The organism is Nocardioides sp., from assembly GCF_016462705.1.
Classification (GTDB): domain Bacteria; phylum Actinomycetota; class Actinomycetes; order Propionibacteriales; family Nocardioidaceae; genus Nocardioides.
Genome location: NZ_JAEMSS010000011.1, coordinates 14,912 through 31,794 on the forward strand (window position 1 = coordinate 14,912; position 16,883 = coordinate 31,794).

The following is a 16,883-nucleotide window of genomic DNA, read 5'->3' on the forward strand; positions in this document are numbered from 1 at the left end:
CGGCTGGGGCTCGGGCCGGATCAGCGCACCTCGCAGTCGACGGGGTCGGAGCACGGCTTGACCTCGTGCCGCTCGAGGACCTCGCCGTCGGCGCTCCGGGTGACCGCCACGGCGAGCTCACCCGTCACCGTGCCCCAGAACATGGTCTCGCCGGGGACGAGGGTGCCCGCGGCCACGGCGGCCTCGACCACCGTCCCGTCCGTGGCGACCAGGTCGACCGTGGCGACCTCCGTGCCGTCGGTGCCGCCGATCCAGACCGTCTGCGGCGCCCCGCTGGTGTAGGTGTCGGTGGAGAAGAGCTCGAGACCCTCGCCCTCCTTCAGGAAGTCGTCGGTCCCCATCCCCCACTCGTAGGTGCGCGAGTCACCGGCCTGACCGAGCATCGCGGGGAAGCACGCGCCGCCCTCGGTGTCCGCGTCCCCGTCGCTCCACCGGGGCAGCGGCTGCATGCAGCCCAGGTCCATCGGGCCCGCGTCGACGATGATCCCCATCTCGGTCGAGCCGACCGGGTAGCCCTCCTCCTCGCTGCCGAGCTCGTTCATCTCGATGTCCTGGACGCCGTCGTACAGCCAGGCGGGGAAGGCGCCGGGCTTGAACGCGGTCACCCCGGTGTAGTGCCGCGCACCGATGTCCACGGGTCCCGCGTCGATGTACTCCGCCGGAACCTTCTCGCTGCCACCGGACGCGCGGCCGGCGCCAGGCGTCGGAAGCAGCACCTCCCAGTCGGAGACCTGGACCGCGCCGGGGATCTCGCGCAGCGCCCGCTGGGCCAGGGGCGACAGCTCGCGTGGCTGCTCCGGCGACGTGGCGACCGGCGCCCGGTCCCTGACGTCGCTGTCGTCGACCACCACGCCCACGAGGAGGCCCGCCGCCACGATCCCCGCGGCCGCACCTCCCGCGTACGCCGCGAGCCGGTTGCGCCGCCGGGCCCGCCCGCGGCTCCTGATCTCGGCGAGGACCGGTGCGGTGACCAGCTCCGCGGGCGGCTGCCGCAGGTCCCGCTCGAGCTGCTCGATCGTCCGTGTCATCGGGGTCTCGTTCACTGTCCCACCACTTCCTGGATTGAGTCGGTCGAGACGCGCAGCTTCGACAGCGCCCGGGCGAGGGTGCTCTTCACCGTGCCGGTGGCGATGGCGAGCTCGTCGGCCACCTCCCGCTCGGACAGGTCGAAGTAGTGCCTGAGCACCACGACCCGCCGTTCGCGGTCGGTCAGCGTGCGGAGCAGCCGGACCAGCTCGTCGCGCTCGTCGGCGCGCTCGTCGGGCCGGCCCGCCACCTGGCCGAGGTCGGTCCCGTGGTCGCCGTCGCCCACCTCCAGCATCCGCCGGCGCCGGAGCCGGTCGATGTTGGCGTTGACCAGGATCTTCCGGGCGTAGGCCAGCGCGTCGGCGCGACGCACCCGTCGCCAGTTGGCGTAGGTGCGCACCAGGGCGGTCTGGGTCAGGTCCTCGGCGAGGTGATGGTCGCCGGTGAGGAGGTACGCCGACCTCCGCAGCCGCGGCCAGGCCGCGGCCGCGAACTCGTCGAACTCCCCGTCGATCTGCCCGCCGGTCGACCGTGCCACCACTCCCCCGTCCTCATGCACCAGCGATGGGCTGGCGTCTCACCTGTCTCTACGCAGGGCGGCGGGGTTCGGTTCTGTCAGCCGAAGAACACGGCCGCTTCGGCGTACTCCTTCGGGCTGACGAGCTTCAGCTGGGCGGTGCCCTCGCTGAGCGGGACCCGGATGATGTCGGTCCCCCGGAGCGCGACCATCTTGCCGAAGTCCCCGTCGGCGACGGCGTCGATGGCCTGCAGCCCGAAGCGGGTGGCCAGCCACCGGTCGAACGCCGTCGGGGTGCCGCCCCGCTGGATGTGACCGAGCACGACGGCGCGGGCCTCCTTGCCGGTGCGCTGCTCGATCTCCCGGGCGAGCCGGTCGCCGATGCCGCCGAGCCGGACGTGCCCGAACGCGTCGAGCTCACCGGAGGTGACCGTCATGTCGCCGCCCTCCGCGGGCACGGCGCCCTCGGAGACGACGATGATCGGCGCGTACTGGGTCTGGAACCGGGTCTCGACGTGGGCGCACACCGCCTCGATGTCGAAGGGCTGCTCCGGGATCAGGACCGCGCTCGCGCCGCCCGCGATGCCGGAGTGGAGCGCGATCCAGCCGGCGTGCCGGCCCATCACCTCGACGACGAGGACCCGGTGGTGGGACTCGGCGGTCGTGTGCAGCCGGTCGATCGCCTCCGTCGCGATGTTGACGGCGGTGTCGAAGCCGAACGTGAAGTCCGTGCCGGACAGGTCGTTGTCGATGGTCTTGGGCACGCCGACCACGTGGACGCCCAGGTCGGCGAGCTTGGTGGCGACCCCGAGGGTGTCCTCGCCGCCGATCGCGACCAGGGCGTCGACCCCGGACGAGGCGAGGTTGGCCTGGATCCGCTCGACGCCGTCGTCGATCTTGAACGGGTTGGTGCGCGAGGAGCCGAGGATGGTGCCGCCGCGTGGGAGGATCCCGCGGCACTCCTTGATGCCGAGCTCCATGGTCAGGCCCTCGAGCGGGCCCTTCCAGCCGTCGCGGAAGCCGACGAACTCGAAGCCGTGGGTCTTCACCCCTTGGCGGACGACCGCCCGGATGACCGCATTGAGGCCGGGGCAGTCCCCGCCTCCCGTGAGTACGCCGACGCGCATGTGAGCTCCTGGATCAGGCCTGGATTGGATCGTTCAAGTCGTCGCTGACACTAGCGCAACCCGACGTCGCGTCCAGGGCCGGAAGACCTGCCCACCGCTGGGCACTAAGGTCCGTGCCCATGACGTTCTCGATCGTGGCCAGGTCCGCCGACGGGGAGTCCTGGGGGGTCGCCGTCGCCTCGAAGTTCCTCGCCGTCGGCTCGGCCGTCCCGGCCGCCGTGGCGGGAGTGGGGGCGATCGCGACCCAGGCCGACGCCAACGTCGCCTACAAGGGCCTCGCGCTGGCCCACCTCGACGCGGGAGCGACCGCCTCGGTCGCGCTGACCCGGCTGCTCGAGGAGGACGAGGGACGCGACCACCGGCAGGTCGGGATCGTCGACGTCGAGGGCGGCGCCGCGACCCACACGGGGCACGCCTGCATCGACTGGGCCGGCGGCGAGACCGGCGAGGGCTTCGCCGTCCAGGGCAACTGCCTCGCCGGCGAGGACGTGGTGCTGGCGATGGTCGCCGCGTGGCACGCCTCCTCCCCCGACCTCCCGCTGGCGCACCGGCTGCTCGCCGCGCTGACGGCGGGCGACGACGCCGGTGGCGACAAACGGGGCCGCCAGTCGGCGGCGCTCCTGGTCGTCCGCGAGGGGGCCGGCTACGGCGGGGGCGACGACATCGCGGTGGACCTGCGCGTCGACGACCACGCCACCCCGATCCCCGAGCTCGCCCGGCTGCTCGACCTCAACGACCTCTACCTCACCGCCTCGACGGATGAGGAGAAGGTGCCGGTGACCGCGGCTCTCGGTGAGGAGCTCCAGGCGTTCGCGCGAGCCCAGGGCCACGCCGACTTCCACGAGTGGGTCGGCACCGAGAACTACGAGATGCGGGTGGACCCCGACCTGGGCTGGATCGACCGACAGGTCCTCGACGTGGTCCGGGCGAACCAGGAGGGCTGAGCGTGAGCATCCTGGCCATCGACGCCGGCACGACCGGCGTGACCGCCGTCGTGGTCACCCCGGACGGGCGGATCGCGGCCAAGGGGTACGAGGAGTTCGCCCAGCACTTCCCCCAGCCGGGCTGGGTCGAGCACAGTCCCGAGGAGATCTGGCAGGCGACCCTCGAGGCCACCCGGGCGGCGCTCGCCCAGGTCGACTCCTCCGAGCTCCGGGGCATCGGGATCACCAACCAGCGCGAGACGGTGGTGATCTGGGACCGGGAGACGCTGGGCTCCCCGCGCCGCGCGATCGTCTGGCAGGACCGGCGTACCGCCGACATCTGCACCCGGCTGCGTGACGAGGGGCACGAGGACCGGGTCACCGAGCTGACCGGGCTGCGCCTCGACCCCTACTTCTCCGGCACGAAGCTGGTCTGGCTCGCGGAGAACGAGCCGCACACCTGGGCGCTGGTGGAGTCCGGCCGCTACGCGATCGGCACCGTCGACTCCTACCTCATCGCCCGGATGACCCGAGGCACGTGGCACGTCACCGACGTGTCCAACGCCTCGCGCACCCTGCTCTTCGACCTCGCCGCCGGCGACTGGTCAGACGAGCTGTGCTCGATCTTCGGCGTCCCGCGTGACGCCCTGCCCGACCTGGTTCCCAACTGGGGCGAGATCGCCACGACCGAGCCTTCGTCGTTCCTGGGTCTCGGGCTGCCCATCGCGGGGGTCGCCGGCGACCAGCAGTCGGCCCTGTTCGGCCAGACCTGCTTCGACGTGGGCGACTCGAAGTGCACCTACGGCACCGGCTCGTTCATCCTCACCAACACGGGGCCGTCGCTGCAGCGCTCCGACGCCGGACTGCTCTCGACCGCGGCCTGGCGCTCTCCCGACGGCGACCTCACCTACGCGCTCGAGGGCGCCATCTTCGTGACCGGTGCGGCCGTGCAGTGGCTGCGCGACGGGCTGCAGATCGTCGGCTCCGCAGCCGAGACGGCGGCGATCGCCTCGACCGTCGACTCGACCGACGGAGTGGTCTTCGTCCCGGCGCTCACCGGCCTCGGCGCACCGCACTGGGACCCGCACGCCCGCGGGCTCATCATCGGCATCACCCGCGGCACCACCCGGGCGCACCTCGTCCGGGCAACCCTCGAGGCGATCGCCTTCGAGGTGCGCGACGTGCTGGAGACGATGACCGCCGGAGGGCCGGACGCCACCGGCCTGGCCACGTTGCGGGTGGACGGCGGGGCGTCGGCCAACGACCTGCTCTGCCAGCTGCAGGCCGACCAGCTGGGCGTCCCGGTGGAGCGGCCCAGGCTCGTCGAGACGACGGCGCTGGGCGCGGCGTTCCTGGCCGGGCTCGGCACTGGTGTCTGGGCGTCGGCCGACGACCTGCGCGAGACGTGGCAGCTCGACCGGTCGTTCACCCCCTCCGCCGACCGCTCGGCCGCCGACGCCGCCCACACCCGGTGGAAGGACGCCGTCGAGCGGTCGAAGGGCTGGGCTGGGTCAGGGCACTAGCTGAGCCTGTCCAGCCTCCTCGCGGCGGCGTCCCGCTCGCGGGTGGCCTCGGTGACCGCTTCCTGCGCCTCGTCCCGGGCGTCCTCGGCCTCCGCGATCGCGTCGTCGACCTCGTCCGCGGTCTCCTCGAGCTCGGCGATCCTGCGCTTGAGCTCGTCGATCTCGGCCTGGACCTGCATCGAGCGGGCCTCGAGCTCGACGAGCTCGGCCGCCGCGGTCTCGAGGGCATCGGAGGCCTCGGCCAGGCTGTCCTCGGCCGCATCCAGCTGCTCCTGCGCGGCAGCCCGGGCCTTCTCGTCCTGGTCGGGGTCGGGGACGACGTGCAGGTCCGGCTTCGTGGGAGCGTCCGCCTCGCGGGCGGGCGCCTCGAATCCGAGCGCCTCGGGCACGGCCACGGCCTGGTCCAACGCCACGGCGTCGACCCCGGTCGACGACAACGCTGCCACGAGGAGACCGCTGCGCACCGCGGCCGCGCAACCCTGGTCGACCATCGACGCGGTGAGGGTGGCCTCGACCTGGTCGGCGACGGCGTCGGTGACCTTCTGCCCGTGCTCACGGGCCAGTGCCCGGGCCCGGGTGGTGACCGCGGCCGTGAGCTGGCGGCGCTGCCTGGTCAGCGCCCGCAGCTCGTCACCGGACATCGCGGCCTGCGCCTCGCGCAGGGCCGCGCCGACGGTGAGGACCTGCTCGACCTGCTCGGTCTCGTGCCTGACCAGCAGGTTGACCACCCAGGCGGCCAGCGAGGGCTTCTTGAGCGCCTTGACCCGCGGCGCCAGGTCGGTGCCCTTGAGCTCCTTGGCCTTCGCGTCCCGGGCGGGGGTGAAGTCGCCCAGGCCCAGGGCGTAAAGCTCGTCGGCGATGCTGAGCAGGTCGTCGGTCATCGTCCCGATCATTCCAGCGTCAGGGCCGGCCGGCCGCGTCCCATGCGTCGTGAGCTCCTCGGACGCTCGACCAGAGCGCCTCGAGATCGTCCGCCGGGACGTCGTCCACGGGCACCCTCAGCACCGTGACGAGGGCGTTGCGCCAGTCGGTGTACGAGGTGACGTCGCGTTCGACCCGGGAGGAGCCGCCGACCCGGCTCAGCACGCAACCGCGCAGGGAGTCGTAGTGCGTGTCCCGGCGCCGCTGCACCACGAGGACCCGGGTGAAGACGCCGTCCGGCGGGGTCGACAGCTCCGCGTGGGCCGAGGCGATGCCGTCGTCGTCGACGGGCCGAGGTGTCACCTCGATCCCGCGGAAGGTGCCCCCCGAGGCGTGGGTGAAGGACCAGCCGTCCGGGGTCACGCCGTCCAGGGCGTGGCCGAAGCCGCCGTCCTCGAACGGTCCGTCGACCAGTGCCACCGGGTCCCGGAAGCCCTCGCCCAGCCCCGCGTCCGGCCACCAGCGGCCACCGGGGTTCTCGCCGGTCGGCAGCCCGGAGACGACGAGCACGAGGTGGTTGAGCTCGGCGCCCCCACGGTGCTCCGGCCGCGTCCAGACGTGCCCGTGCCGGTGGCTCACGTCGAAGCCGAGCGCCTCGAGCCCGGCACCCAGGGCCGTGTTCTGGTGGAAGCAGTACCCGGCGCGACCGACCGTCGCCACCCGCCTCAGGCAGTCCTCGACGGCCGTCGATGGCGGGGTGCCGCCGAGGAGGTTGGCGAGCATGATCCCGAGGTTCTCGTAGGGCACGGCGTCGAGATGTGCCCGGTGGACCCGACGGAGGGTCTCGAGGGTCGGGGGCAGCCCCGGGTCGACGTCGATCCGCGCCAGGTAGGCGTGCGCCCCGGCCGGGCCTGCTCCGGGTCTCACGGTGCCGCGACGGCCCCGACCCGGATCGCGGACATCGAGGCAGCGGCGGACACGCTCTGGGCGCCGCTCTGCTTGGTGCACTCGACCAGGACGGTGCCGGCGGCGGGGAGCCTGAAAGCAGCGTCGAGCTGGAACTGGTCGCGGTAGACGTCGGAGCCCGTGTCCGGCCGCAGCAGCGCGTAGAAGCCCATCGTCCCACCCGCCAGCGTCGCCCCCGTGGAGCGCAGGAAGCACCTCGGCTCACCGATCTGCGCGCCGCTCAGGTTCTCCACGAAGACCGCGGCCTCCACGTAGTAGGAGCCGGCCGCCAGGTCCAGCGTGCGCACCACGGTGCGGTTGGGCGCGTTGACGTCCGCGGTGATCGGGACCAGCGCCTGGTTGACCGCGAGGACGGTCACGGCCGGGTCGGCCGCACCCTTCTTGAGGTCCCTGGCCTTGAGCGAGCCGTTCTTGACCTCACCTGACCGCACTGCGTTCTTCTTGATCTGGGCTGCGCCCACGCTGTTCTTGGGAAGCTGGACAGCGGCGTACGCCGTGCCGCCCAGGGCCACGACGAGCGCCAGCGCCGAGACGATCAGGGCCGCGGACGGTCGGCGGTCGGGCTTCTGGGACATGGTGGTTCTCCTGTCAGTCGTCGGGCTCGTCGAGTCCCTGCTGGATCGCGTAGCGGGTGAGCTCCACGCGGTTGTGCATCTGCAGCTTGCGGAGGGTGTTCTGCACATGGTTCTGGACGGTCCGGTGCGAGAGGACCAGGCGCTCGGCGATCTGCTTGTAGGACATGCCCTTCGCGACCATCCGGAGCACCTCCGTCTCGCGCTCGGTGAGCGCCGGCTCGGACGAGTCGGGCTGCGGCCCGGACTCGTTGAGGCGGCGGAACTCGCCCAGCACCAGCCCCGCGAGGCCGGGCGTGAAGACGGTGTCACCGGCGGCCACCCGGCGTACGGCGTCGAGCAGCTCGGCCCGGGACGCCGACTTCACCAGGTAGCCGGTGGCTCCGGCCTTCACCGCGTCGAGCACGTCCCCCTGCTCGCCCGAGGCGGAGAGGATCAGCACCCGGGCACCGGGGTCCTGACGGAGGACCTCGGCGGTCACCTCGACGCCGTTGGGGCCGGGGATCTGCAGGTCCAGCACCACCACGTGGGGCCGGCAGGCGGGGAACCGGGCCAGCGCCTCCGTGCCGTTGGCGGCGACGCCGACGACCTCGAAGCCGGCGGCCCGGAGGTCGCGCTCGACGGCGTCGCGCCACATCGGGTGGTCGTCGACGACCATCACCCGGACGGCGGAGGCGGCGCTCGCATCGGTCACGCCGCCGAACATAACGCCACGGGGCTGTCGGCGTGCGGTCCTACGCTCCCGGCATGACTCTTTCCCTCGGCATGATCACGTGCGACTCGACCGACCCGGTGCCCCTCGCGACCTGGTGGGCCGAGCAGGTCGGCGGCCAGGTCGCCGACCCCTACGGCGGCACCTACGTGCTCGTCTCCGGCGGGCCGGTGATGCTCGCGTTCCAGCTGGTCGACGACCCCACCACCGGCAAGAACCGCCTGCACCTCGACCTCACCGCCGACGACCTCGACGGCGAGGTCGACCGCCTCCTCGCCGCCGGCGCGGGCCTGGTGGGACGTCGGGGTGACGAGTCGTTCCGGTGGGTGACGCTCACCGACCCGGACGGCAACGAGTTCTGCGTCGCCGGCCGGGCGGAGGCAGCCGAGGCCGTCGCCCCGGACTAGAGACGGACGAACCGACCGCGCCGGTGCCCCAGCGGGTCGGTCTCCTCGCCGACCTCGACGTGCTCGACCGCGCACGTCACCAACCGGGACCAGCCGACGTCGGTCCCCGACTCGAGGCGGACGCCGGCCCAGGTCGTCGCGCCCGCGAGCCGCGGTCCCCAGTCGGTCGTGACGAACTCCGCCTGCCGGAAGAGCCCGCCGGGCGCCGGGGCCGTTCCCGCGAACATCTCGGCCAGTCCGCGGTCCGGCCACGAGAGCAGCTGCACGACCGAGGTCCGGGACGTCTCGAGCGCCGCCAGCAGGTCGGAGTCCGGGTCGAGGAGGGCGAGGACGCGTGCCTGCTCCCCGTGGGCGAGCATCAAAGACGTGACGGTGAGCCCGGCACGCTCGTCCGCGACGCCCGCCGTCCACAGCGACACCGCTCCACCGAGGCGCCCGCGGAGCCGCCGGACGTCGTCGGGCTCCGGGTCGACGAAGGGGTGGGTCGAGTGGATGGTCACGCTGGTGAGCCTGTCACGCGCAGGTCCCGACCGCGCTCGCGGCGTTCCTCGTTCCCCGGACGTGACGGGGCGGCGTGGCCGACAATGGCCAGGTGACTCGTCGGGACGCTCTCCTGGCCGCGCGGGCACCACGGTGGCTGGGCCGTCGACGCACTGAGGTCGGTCTCTTCCTGGTGGCCTTCCTGGTCTTCGCGGCCACCGCCAGCCGCGACCTCCTGTGCATGGACGTCTGGAGCGCGAACTACGCGTCCTGGATGCTGGCGACCTCAGGATCACCGTTCCTGGACGGCGCCTCGGTCCCCAAGCTGGACGACAGCCCGCTGCGGTGGGTGTGGGTCCAGGACGCCCCCAACGGCCACACCGTGATCACTCGGGCACCGGCGGTCGTGGTCGCCGGGGTGCCCGCGCACCTGCTGGCGCAGACCGACACCGCGGCGCTGCTGCCCGGCGCCGTGACTGCCGCCCTCCTCACCGCACTGGCGGTGGTGCTGATGCACCTGGCCCTGAGCAAGGTGATGCCGCGTCGGCGGGCCCTGGCCTCGACCGCGGTGTTCGCCTTCACCACGCCGGTCTGGAGCGTGGCCGCCAACGGGGTCTGGCCCCAGACGATCACCGTCCTGGCGATCGCCCTGGTCGCCTGGTCCGCGGCGGGACAGCACTGGTGGACCATGGGCCTGGGCGGAGCCCTTCTCCTGTCGGCCCGACCGCACGCAGCCCTCATCGTCGCCATCGTGGGCCTGGCCCTGGCGTGGCGGGCTCGCCGCCTCGACATCGCGGCTCGGGTCGGCGCGCCGGGCGTGCTGGGCCTGGTGCTGGTCGCGGCCTGGACGCGGTGGGTCTACGGCTCGTGGAACCCCACCAAGCTCTACGGCGCCGGGTCGTTCGCCGAGGTCGACAAGAGCGTCCTGGACGTCACCAACCAGCTCGGCATGTGGATCTCACCGGATCGCGGCATCCTGGTGTTCACGCCGCTGCTCCTGGTCCTCCTCCCCGCGCTCGTGCGGGCGTGGCGCACCCTCCCGCACTGGACCACGGTCCTTCTGCTCGCCGGCCTCACCTACACGCTCCTGCAGGGAGCCATGATCGGGTTCACCGGCGGCGACCCGATCTACGGATACCGCTACGGGTTGGAGTTCCTCGCCTGCGCCACCCCGGCGTTCGCCGTGTCCGCGAGCCACGCTCGCGGGGTCGAGCGCCGGCTGATCGGCCCGGTCATCGCCCTGCAGCTCGTGGTGATCCTGCTCGGCTCCATCGCCGAGGGCGTGGCCCTCAACTACACGATGGCCTGGTCCGCCAACGCCTTCCTGCGCGCGATGTACTACGAGCCGGCGCTGATACCGATCGCGCTGGCCATCGGTGTGCCGGTCGCCGTCGTCATCGACCGCCTGGTGCGGACCCCCCGGTCCTGGTCCGACGACGACGTCGCCAGCACCGGGGCCGAGACCGCCAGTCCTGAGCGTCAGGTCCTGAGCGTCAGGTCCTGAGCGTCAGGTCCTGAGCGTCAGGTCCTGAACGTCAGGTCCTGAACGTCAGGTCCTGAACCCGTCCGGCCTGGTGGGCTCGCGCGGCACCACCAGCTCCCACTCGGTGCCGTCGGGACCGGTGTGCAGGGTGGCGGTCCCGGCGAGCTCCTCCAGCCGTCCCCGGATCGACTCCACCACGCCCAGCCGGCCCTCGGCCTCGGCCCCCAGGAGCCGGCCCTCGGGGATGCCCGGTCCCTCGTCGCGCACGGCCACCTCGACCCGGTCGGGGAAGGCCTCGAGGAGCACCCAGCTCGGCGCACCCTCGCCCACGTGCCGCGCCACGTTGTCCAGGCAGGCGCCGACGGCGGCGAGGAGCTCGTCAGCGGTCGCTCGAGGCACCTCGACCGGCGACCCGGGCGTCGCCACGTGGACGCCGGGACGGGTACCCAGCGCGGACACGGCGGCGGCCAGGTCGACCATCGCCTCGTTGGGGGACGCCACCACCGAGTCCTGGGCGCGGATCAGCATGCGCAGCGCACCCTCCTGCTCCCCCGCGAGGCGGGCCAGCTCCGCGGCCTCACCGCCGAGCTCGGCGCCCCGGCGCTGCACGAGCGCCAGGACCTGGAGCACCCCGTCGTGCACCGCGCGGGCCAGCCGAGCCCGCTCGGCCGCCGCGGCCGCCGAGCGCTGGGCCCGGTCCCGCTCGGTGGCCATCAGCTGGAGGGACTCGACGAGGAACCCGATGATCGTGCCGCCGAGCACGAGCAGGAAGGCGTTGGCGTAGTTGTTCTGGGCGATGTCCTGGCGCACCGACAGGTCGACCGCGCTCAGGACGAGGCCCGCCACCAGGCCGCCGACCCATCGCCAGTGGACGGCCCAGGCGAGCAGTGCGCCGATCACCCAGAACCCGGGGATCGTCGCGCTGAAGCCCGCGCCCTTGACCACCGGCGACAGCGCGACCAGGGCCACCGCCACCGCGAGGTCCGCCAGCAGCAGGAGCGACTGCCGGCGCGACGGCTCGACGTAGGCCCAGGTCGAGACGCCCGTCCACACCACCATCACGACCGTGCAAGCCACGGCCGCGACCGGCTTCTGCACGTTGTCGAACCGGTAGACGACCAGAGCGACCGCGTTGGCCAGCACGAGCAGCCGGACCACGGCCAGCCAGCGGAACATCCGGTCCTCGACGGTCATCGCCGGCGCGAACCAGGCCGTGAGCCGCCGGCGCACGAGCGCGGGGACGATCCTGCGCCCGGGAGAGGGCTTCACCGGTGCTGCGGGCGGGTCGGTCAGGACGCCTTCGCCCGGCTCTGGAGCTCCGCGTCGATCTCGCGGGCCTCGCTCGCCGCGCGCTCCTCGCGCTCGAGCCGCTTGGACTCCTCCTTGGCGCGAGCGGCGTACTGGTCGACGTACTCCTGCCCGGAGAGCCGCATGATCTCGTACATGATCTCGTCGGTGATCGAGCGCAGGATGTAGCGGTCGTTCTCCATCCCCTCGTAGCGGGAGAAGTCCAGGGGCTTGCCGAAGCGCACGATCGGCCGGGTGAGCTTGCCGAAGGTCTGGCCCGGCGGCGCCACGACGTCGGTGCCCACCACGGCGGTGGGGATCACCGGCACCTTGCACTCCAGGGCGAGCCGCGCCACCCCGGTCTTGCCGCGGTAGAGCCTGCCGTCATGGGAGCGCGTGCCTTCGGGGTAGATGCCGAACAGCTCACCCTCGGTGAGGATGCGCCGAGCGCTGCTCAGCGCACCCTCGGCGGCGGAGGCACCGGACCGGTCGATCGGGACCTGGCCGGCCCCCGTGAAGAACTTCTTCTGGAACCAGCCCTTGATGCCGGGCGTGGTGAAGTACTCGGCCTTCGCCACGAAGGTGACCCGGCGGGACAGGGTCAGCGGCATGAAGAGCCAGTCGGCGTAGGAGAGGTGGTTGCTGGCCAGGATCGCCGGACCGGACGCCGGGACGTTCTCGGCGCCGCTCACCTGGGGCCGGAACACGAGCTTGAGGACCGGCCCGATAGCGATCCACTTGAGGAACCAGTAGAACACCCACGCACCTCCTCGAACTCGGCCCGGCCCGCTCCGGGCACCACGGTGGAGCCTAGTGGCTCCCGTCGGGAGTTGGTCAGTGGCGGCCCGAGCTCCAGGTACCTGCCTCGCCCGGCGCCTGAGCGAGCGATGCCGGCCGGTGCGGGCCCTCGCTCCCGCTCTCCTCCTACACTCGCAGTGTGCCGCGCAGCAACGAGGACGAGGCCTGGCGCGCGATCGTCGACAACTACGGCGACCGCGTCGAGATCGAGCCCGACGAGGTCCCCGTCGCCGACCCGGCACCGGACCCGTTCGCCGTTCCGGCGGAGCTGAGCCCCACGTACGACGACGAGCGGTTCGTGCCTCCTCCACCTCCGCCGCTCCCCCACGTCCCCCGGGACCGCCTCCTGGCCTGGACGGGGCTCTTCGGCGCGCCGACGGTGCTGCTCACCGCCCTGGTGCTCGGCATCGGGCTGCCTCCGCTGGTCGGCTACGCGCTGGTCGCCTCGTTCATCGGAGGCTTCGTCTACCTGGTGCTGCACATGCCGCGCGGACCGCACGACCCGTACGACGACGGCGCCCGGATCTAGGACCGGCGCTGCCCCTAGGCTCGGTCAGCTACCCGGGTCGGGACGGCGGAACCACCCCTCGTTGCGCACGCGTGCCCGGCGGTCGCGCCGGCGGTCGGCGCTGCGCGAGCGCCGGGCGGCGGAGCGCGCCATGTCCGCCGCACCGATGAAGCCCGCCGACGGACCCAGCACCGCGGCCACGACCGGCGGAGCGGGCCGGTAGCCGCGCCCGACCATCGATCGGGACATCGCCGTCCTGGTCGGGGCCAGGAGGAGCTCACCCGCCTCGGACACGCCCCCGCCGATGATCACGCAGGACGGGTCGAAGGCCGCGACGAGGTTGGCGAGCCCGATCCCGAGCCACCGTCCCATGTCCGCGATCAGCTCGATGGCGAGAGGGTCACCGTGACGGGCTGCCTCGGTGACCATCGGGCCGTGGAGCCGAGAGGGGTCGCCACCGCACCGGACGGTGAGCTCGTGCGCCATCGGTGAGCGGGCGACCACGAGCTCGCGCGCCTCACGCTCGAGCGCGTTCCCGGAGGCGTACTGCTCCCAGCATCCTCGGTTGCCGCACGGACACCGGTGACCGTGCTCGACCACCTGCATGTGCCCGAACTCGCCGGCCATGCCGTTGGCACCGCGGAAGACCCGACCGTCGAGGACCAGCGCCCCACCGATCCCGGTGCCGAGGTTGACGCACAGGACGAAGCGCTGGCCCTTGCCGGCCCCGAACCGGCTCTCCCCCTGGGCCGCGGCGTTGGCGTCGTTGTCGACGACCACCGGCAGCCGGACCCGGCCGCCCACCCGGGCCCGGAGCGGCTCGTCTCGCCAGGCGAGGTGGGGCGAGAAGGTCACCGTCGACCGGCTGGCGTCGACGAACCCCGCGGCTCCGATCCCCACCGCAGCGACCTCGTAGCGCTCGCTGAACTGGGTGACCAGCTCCACGATGGTGTCCTCGACCGCCGTCACGTCGTGACCGATCGTGTCCCGCCGCTGCTGTTCGACGATACCTCCGGAGCCGTCGACGACACCCGCGAGCACCTTGGTGCCACCGATGTCGATACCGACGGTGAGCGGGTCCCAGCGGGTCGCGCGGGAGCGGCGTCGGGGGGTGTCGGGCACGTCGCCCTACCGGCGAGCCAGGTCGGCTGCGCCGATCAGTCCGGCTCGGTTGCCCAACCGGGCCCGTCGGATGTCGAGCACCGGCCGGTGGCCGCGGCCGGTCAGCTGCGAGGCGAACGCGGCGCGCACGGGCCTCAGCAGCAGCTCGTCCGCCTCGCTCACACCGCCGCCGATCACGACCACGGCCGGGTCGAGGACCGCGGTGAGCGACGCGATGCCCTCACCGAGCCAGCGGCCGAGCACCTCCAGCTGCTCGACCGCGAACGGGTCGCCGGCGCGGGCCGCCTCGGTGACCAGTGGGCCTGTGATCCGGTCGGGGTCTCCCCCGGCGCGCTCGAGGAGGTCGGCGGCGAGCAACGAGCCGCCGCGCGCCGCTGCCCGGACCTCGCGGACCAGCGCACTGCCGCTGGCGTACTGCTCCAGGCATCCGCGGTTGCCGCAGCCGCAGAGAATCCCGTCGGGGACGACCCGCATGTGCCCGATCTCGGCGCCCACGCCGAACGCGCCTCGGTAGAGCTCGCCGTCCAGGACGACCCCGCCGCCGACGCCGGTGCCGACCGCCACCATGAGCAGGTCGTCGATGTCGTGGCCCGCACCGTAGGTGAACTCGCCCCACGCGGCCGCGTTGGCGTCGTTCTCGACGACCACGGGCAGGTGGATCCGCTCCTCGAGCTCCGCCTTCAGGTCGACGTCGCGCCAGGCGATGTTGGGCGCGAACATCACCACGGCGCGGGCCTTGTCCACGTAGCCGGCGGCGCCGACCCCGACGGCGGCGATGTCGTGGCGGGACCGCAGCTGGGTCACCAGCGAGGTGATGGCGTCCTCGATGGCCTCCACGTCGGCCGCCGGCGACACGACCCGGAGCTCTTCGAGCACCGAGCCGGTCTCGTCGACGACGCCGCCCGAGATCTTGGTCCCGCCGACGTCGATGCCACAGGCCAGGCTCATGTGAGGTCCCCGTCGTCCAGGTCGTCGTCCAGGTCGTCGTCCAGGTCGTCGTCCAGGTCGATGCGCTGGACCGGGGGCTTGCCGCCCGCCCCCTGTCCCGCCGCGAGCAGACCGGCGGCCGCCTGGAGCAACGACGAGGCCGCCGTGGTCAGCTGCGCGCGCACCTCCGGGCTGGCCGTCCGTACGGCGTGCACCGTCCGGCACACCGGGCAGTAGCGGCACTCGGGGTCGTCGGTCGCGAGGTGGGCGTTGAGCTCGTGGGCGGAGGCGGCGGCCTGGTCCGCGAGCGCGGCGACCCCGGCGCCGAGGTCCGAGCCGTGGTCGCGGGCCCAGTCGGCGACGGCCCCGAGGAGCTTGGTCGCCTCCTCGGCCACGCTGCCGACCTCGTCGGGACCCTGCTCGCTCACGTCACCTTCTCCCGCGCCCTCGTCCTGGGCACCGGGTCCTCGAACCGGACCCGGAGCACACCATCGTCGTCCACCCTCGCGCCGGCCACCTGCAGCTTCGCCAGGCCGGCCGGCAGGGTGAGGAGGCGACGGTACTGGCCGACCGTCACCACCAGCTCATCGCCACTTCGCGCGAGGTCGACCTGGTCGCGGCTGACGAACGGCAGCCGGAGCCGCATCTGCACCCCACCCTTGACCGTCACCACCTCGAACGGGCTCTTGACCTTCGGGGTCGCGACCGGGTCGTCGTCGCCGTACAGGGAGCGCGCGAGATCGGTGAGCGCGTCGACACCGACCGGCTCCAGCGCGCCGTAGAGGGAGCGCCACAGCGGCAGTCCCGCGAACGACTGCTCCACCTGTTGCAGCACCTCGTCTTGGGCCAGGACCCAGCCGGCGCGCCAGTCGTCGGCGTTCTCCGCGGGGAAGACCCGGTTGGCGATCACACCGTCGACCCGGTAGCCGTAGAGGGACAGCGTGGTGTACGACCGGCGGGCCTCGGCCAGCACCACCGACTCCGGGGTCAGGACGATGCGGACGCTCGCGTCGGGTCCGGACAGCAGGGCCCGGACCTCGTCGAGCTCGGCGTGCAGGCGTTCGACGGCGCCGAAGACGTTGCCTCCCGGCATGGGGACGCCCGCCGCCTTGGTGAGCACGGGGCGCAGCGCCTTCACCATCCGTTGCTGCATCGGGAAGACTCGCTGCATGTACCACCCCAGCGCCTCGGGCAGTGCCAGCAGCCGGAGCGTCTCGGCCGTGGGGGCGCAGTCGACCACCACGAGGTCCCAGGCGTCGCTGAGGGCGTGCAGTCGCAGCTCCAGGAGTGCGAGCACCTCCTCCGCGCCCGGGATGACGGTCAGCTCCTCGGCCGCGAGGGAGTCGACCCCGGCGACGTCGAGGACCGACAGGAGGTAGCCCTGGATCTCCGCCCAGGACTGCTCGAAGCGCAGCTGGGCGTCGACCTGCTGGACGAAGAGGTCCTCGGCCACCTGGCTGGGCTCGGGGCCGACCGGGGAACCGAAGGTCTCGGCCAGCGAGTGGGCGCCATCGGTCGACAGCACCAGGGTGCGCAGCCCGCGGCTCGCCGCCAGGGCGGCCGTGCCGGACGCGACGGTCGACTTCCCGACACCGCCCTTACCGGTGAACAAGATGATGCGCATGGGGTCGCTGCCGGCTCGGT

The 16,883-nt window shown here is 72.9% G+C and carries 19 protein-coding genes; 5 read left to right on the plus strand and 14 right to left on the minus strand.

Going from position 1 to position 16,883, the window contains the following annotated elements; genetic code table 11:
* Positions 1-20: 20 nt before the first annotated feature.
* The 3 genes from JHD21_RS02615 to JHD21_RS02625 form a co-directional block, all read right to left on the minus strand.
* Entirely contained in the window at positions 21-1,028 is a 1,008-nt protein-coding gene (locus JHD21_RS02615; RefSeq protein ID WP_292671414.1) for a hypothetical protein, read from the minus strand.
* A gap of 11 nt (positions 1,029-1,039) precedes the next feature.
* Entirely contained in the window at positions 1,040-1,564 is a 525-nt protein-coding gene (locus tag JHD21_RS02620; RefSeq protein WP_292671415.1) for a SigE family RNA polymerase sigma factor, read from the minus strand.
* A 77-nt stretch (positions 1,565-1,641) separates the two neighbouring features.
* Positions 1,642-2,670, minus strand: a complete 1,029-nt coding sequence (locus tag JHD21_RS02625) for a 6-phosphofructokinase (RefSeq protein ID WP_292671416.1) — start codon at positions 2,668-2,670, stop codon at positions 1,642-1,644.
* Positions 2,671-2,789: 119 nt separating this feature from the next.
* Here JHD21_RS02625 and JHD21_RS02630 point away from each other — a divergent pair, with 119 nt between their 5' ends.
* Positions 2,790-3,614 (plus strand): DUF1028 domain-containing protein, encoded by an 825-nt coding sequence (locus JHD21_RS02630; protein WP_292671418.1) that lies wholly within the window; start codon positions 2,790-2,792, stop codon positions 3,612-3,614.
* Positions 3,615-3,616: 2 nt separating this feature from the next.
* Entirely contained in the window at positions 3,617-5,116 is a 1,500-nt protein-coding gene (gene glpK, locus JHD21_RS02635; protein ID WP_292671419.1) for a glycerol kinase GlpK, read from the plus strand.
* Here the strand turns inward: glpK and JHD21_RS02640 are convergent.
* From JHD21_RS02640 to JHD21_RS02655, 4 genes are read right to left on the minus strand one after another with little or no spacing between them, the layout of a single operon-like run.
* Entirely contained in the window at positions 5,113-5,997 is an 885-nt protein-coding gene (locus tag JHD21_RS02640; RefSeq protein WP_292671420.1) for a hypothetical protein, read from the minus strand. The two genes, glpK and JHD21_RS02640, sit on opposite strands and share 4 nt — an antisense overlap.
* Positions 5,998-6,016: 19 nt before the next feature.
* Positions 6,017-6,904: an arylamine N-acetyltransferase gene (locus JHD21_RS02645; RefSeq protein ID WP_292671421.1), complete on the minus strand. Its 888-nt coding sequence runs from the start codon at positions 6,902-6,904 to the stop codon at positions 6,017-6,019.
* Positions 6,901-7,518, minus strand: a complete 618-nt coding sequence (locus JHD21_RS02650) for a hypothetical protein (RefSeq protein ID WP_292671422.1) — start codon at positions 7,516-7,518, stop codon at positions 6,901-6,903. The genes JHD21_RS02645 and JHD21_RS02650 overlap by 4 nt, the downstream gene beginning before the upstream one ends.
* Before the next feature lie 13 nt (positions 7,519-7,531).
* Positions 7,532-8,173 carry a response regulator transcription factor gene (locus JHD21_RS02655; protein ID WP_292671448.1) on the minus strand — a complete coding sequence of 214 codons (642 nt, stop codon included), beginning with the start codon at positions 8,171-8,173 and terminating at the stop codon, positions 7,532-7,534.
* Between the two features lie 89 nt (positions 8,174-8,262).
* Here JHD21_RS02655 and JHD21_RS02660 point away from each other — a divergent pair, with 89 nt between their 5' ends.
* The gene (locus JHD21_RS02660) at positions 8,263-8,634 is read left to right on the plus strand and encodes a VOC family protein (protein WP_292671423.1); all 372 of its coding nucleotides are present in this window, start codon (positions 8,263-8,265) and stop codon (positions 8,632-8,634) included.
* On the opposite strand, the gene JHD21_RS02665 is transcribed toward JHD21_RS02660, so the two are convergent.
* The gene (locus JHD21_RS02665; protein ID WP_292671424.1) at positions 8,631-9,134 is read right to left on the minus strand and encodes a flavin reductase; all 504 of its coding nucleotides are present in this window, start codon (positions 9,132-9,134) and stop codon (positions 8,631-8,633) included. The genes JHD21_RS02660 and JHD21_RS02665 overlap by 4 nt on opposite strands.
* Before the next feature lie 92 nt (positions 9,135-9,226).
* On the opposite strand from JHD21_RS02665, the gene JHD21_RS02670 reads away from it, so the two are divergent.
* Positions 9,227-10,618: a hypothetical protein gene (locus JHD21_RS02670; protein WP_292671425.1), complete on the plus strand. Its 1,392-nt coding sequence runs from the start codon at positions 9,227-9,229 to the stop codon at positions 10,616-10,618.
* Between the two features lie 45 nt (positions 10,619-10,663).
* Here the strand turns inward: JHD21_RS02670 and JHD21_RS02675 are convergent, their stop codons facing one another.
* Both JHD21_RS02675 and JHD21_RS02680 read right to left on the minus strand, forming a co-directional pair.
* Positions 10,664-11,866 (minus strand): DUF5931 domain-containing protein, encoded by a 1,203-nt coding sequence (locus tag JHD21_RS02675; RefSeq protein ID WP_292671426.1) that lies wholly within the window; start codon positions 11,864-11,866, stop codon positions 10,664-10,666.
* A gap of 20 nt (positions 11,867-11,886) precedes the next feature.
* Positions 11,887-12,642: a lysophospholipid acyltransferase family protein gene (locus JHD21_RS02680; RefSeq protein WP_292671427.1), complete on the minus strand. Its 756-nt coding sequence runs from the start codon at positions 12,640-12,642 to the stop codon at positions 11,887-11,889.
* A gap of 179 nt (positions 12,643-12,821) precedes the next feature.
* On the opposite strand from JHD21_RS02680, the gene JHD21_RS02685 reads away from it, so the two are divergent.
* Complete coding sequence (locus JHD21_RS02685; RefSeq protein ID WP_292671428.1) at positions 12,822-13,211, plus strand: hypothetical protein; 390 nt, start codon at positions 12,822-12,824, stop codon at positions 13,209-13,211.
* Between the two features lie 24 nt (positions 13,212-13,235).
* On the opposite strand, the gene JHD21_RS02690 is transcribed toward JHD21_RS02685, so the two are convergent.
* Genes JHD21_RS02690 through JHD21_RS02705 form a run of 4 tightly spaced genes read right to left on the minus strand, consistent with a single transcriptional unit; the run spans position 13,236 to position 16,863 of the window.
* Positions 13,236-14,312: an ROK family glucokinase gene (locus tag JHD21_RS02690; protein ID WP_292671429.1), complete on the minus strand. Its 1,077-nt coding sequence runs from the start codon at positions 14,310-14,312 to the stop codon at positions 13,236-13,238.
* A 6-nt stretch (positions 14,313-14,318) separates the two neighbouring features.
* Positions 14,319-15,260, minus strand: a complete 942-nt coding sequence (locus tag JHD21_RS02695; RefSeq protein WP_292671431.1) for an ROK family glucokinase — start codon at positions 15,258-15,260, stop codon at positions 14,319-14,321.
* Positions 15,257-15,667: a hypothetical protein gene (locus JHD21_RS02700; protein ID WP_292671433.1), complete on the minus strand. Its 411-nt coding sequence runs from the start codon at positions 15,665-15,667 to the stop codon at positions 15,257-15,259. The genes JHD21_RS02695 and JHD21_RS02700 overlap by 4 nt, the downstream gene beginning before the upstream one ends.
* A complete protein-coding gene (locus JHD21_RS02705; RefSeq protein ID WP_292671434.1) occupies positions 15,664-16,863 on the minus strand; it encodes an ArsA family ATPase in 1,200 nt (399 codons plus the stop codon). The genes JHD21_RS02700 and JHD21_RS02705 overlap by 4 nt, the downstream gene beginning before the upstream one ends.
* Between the last annotated feature and the right edge of the window lie 20 nt (positions 16,864-16,883).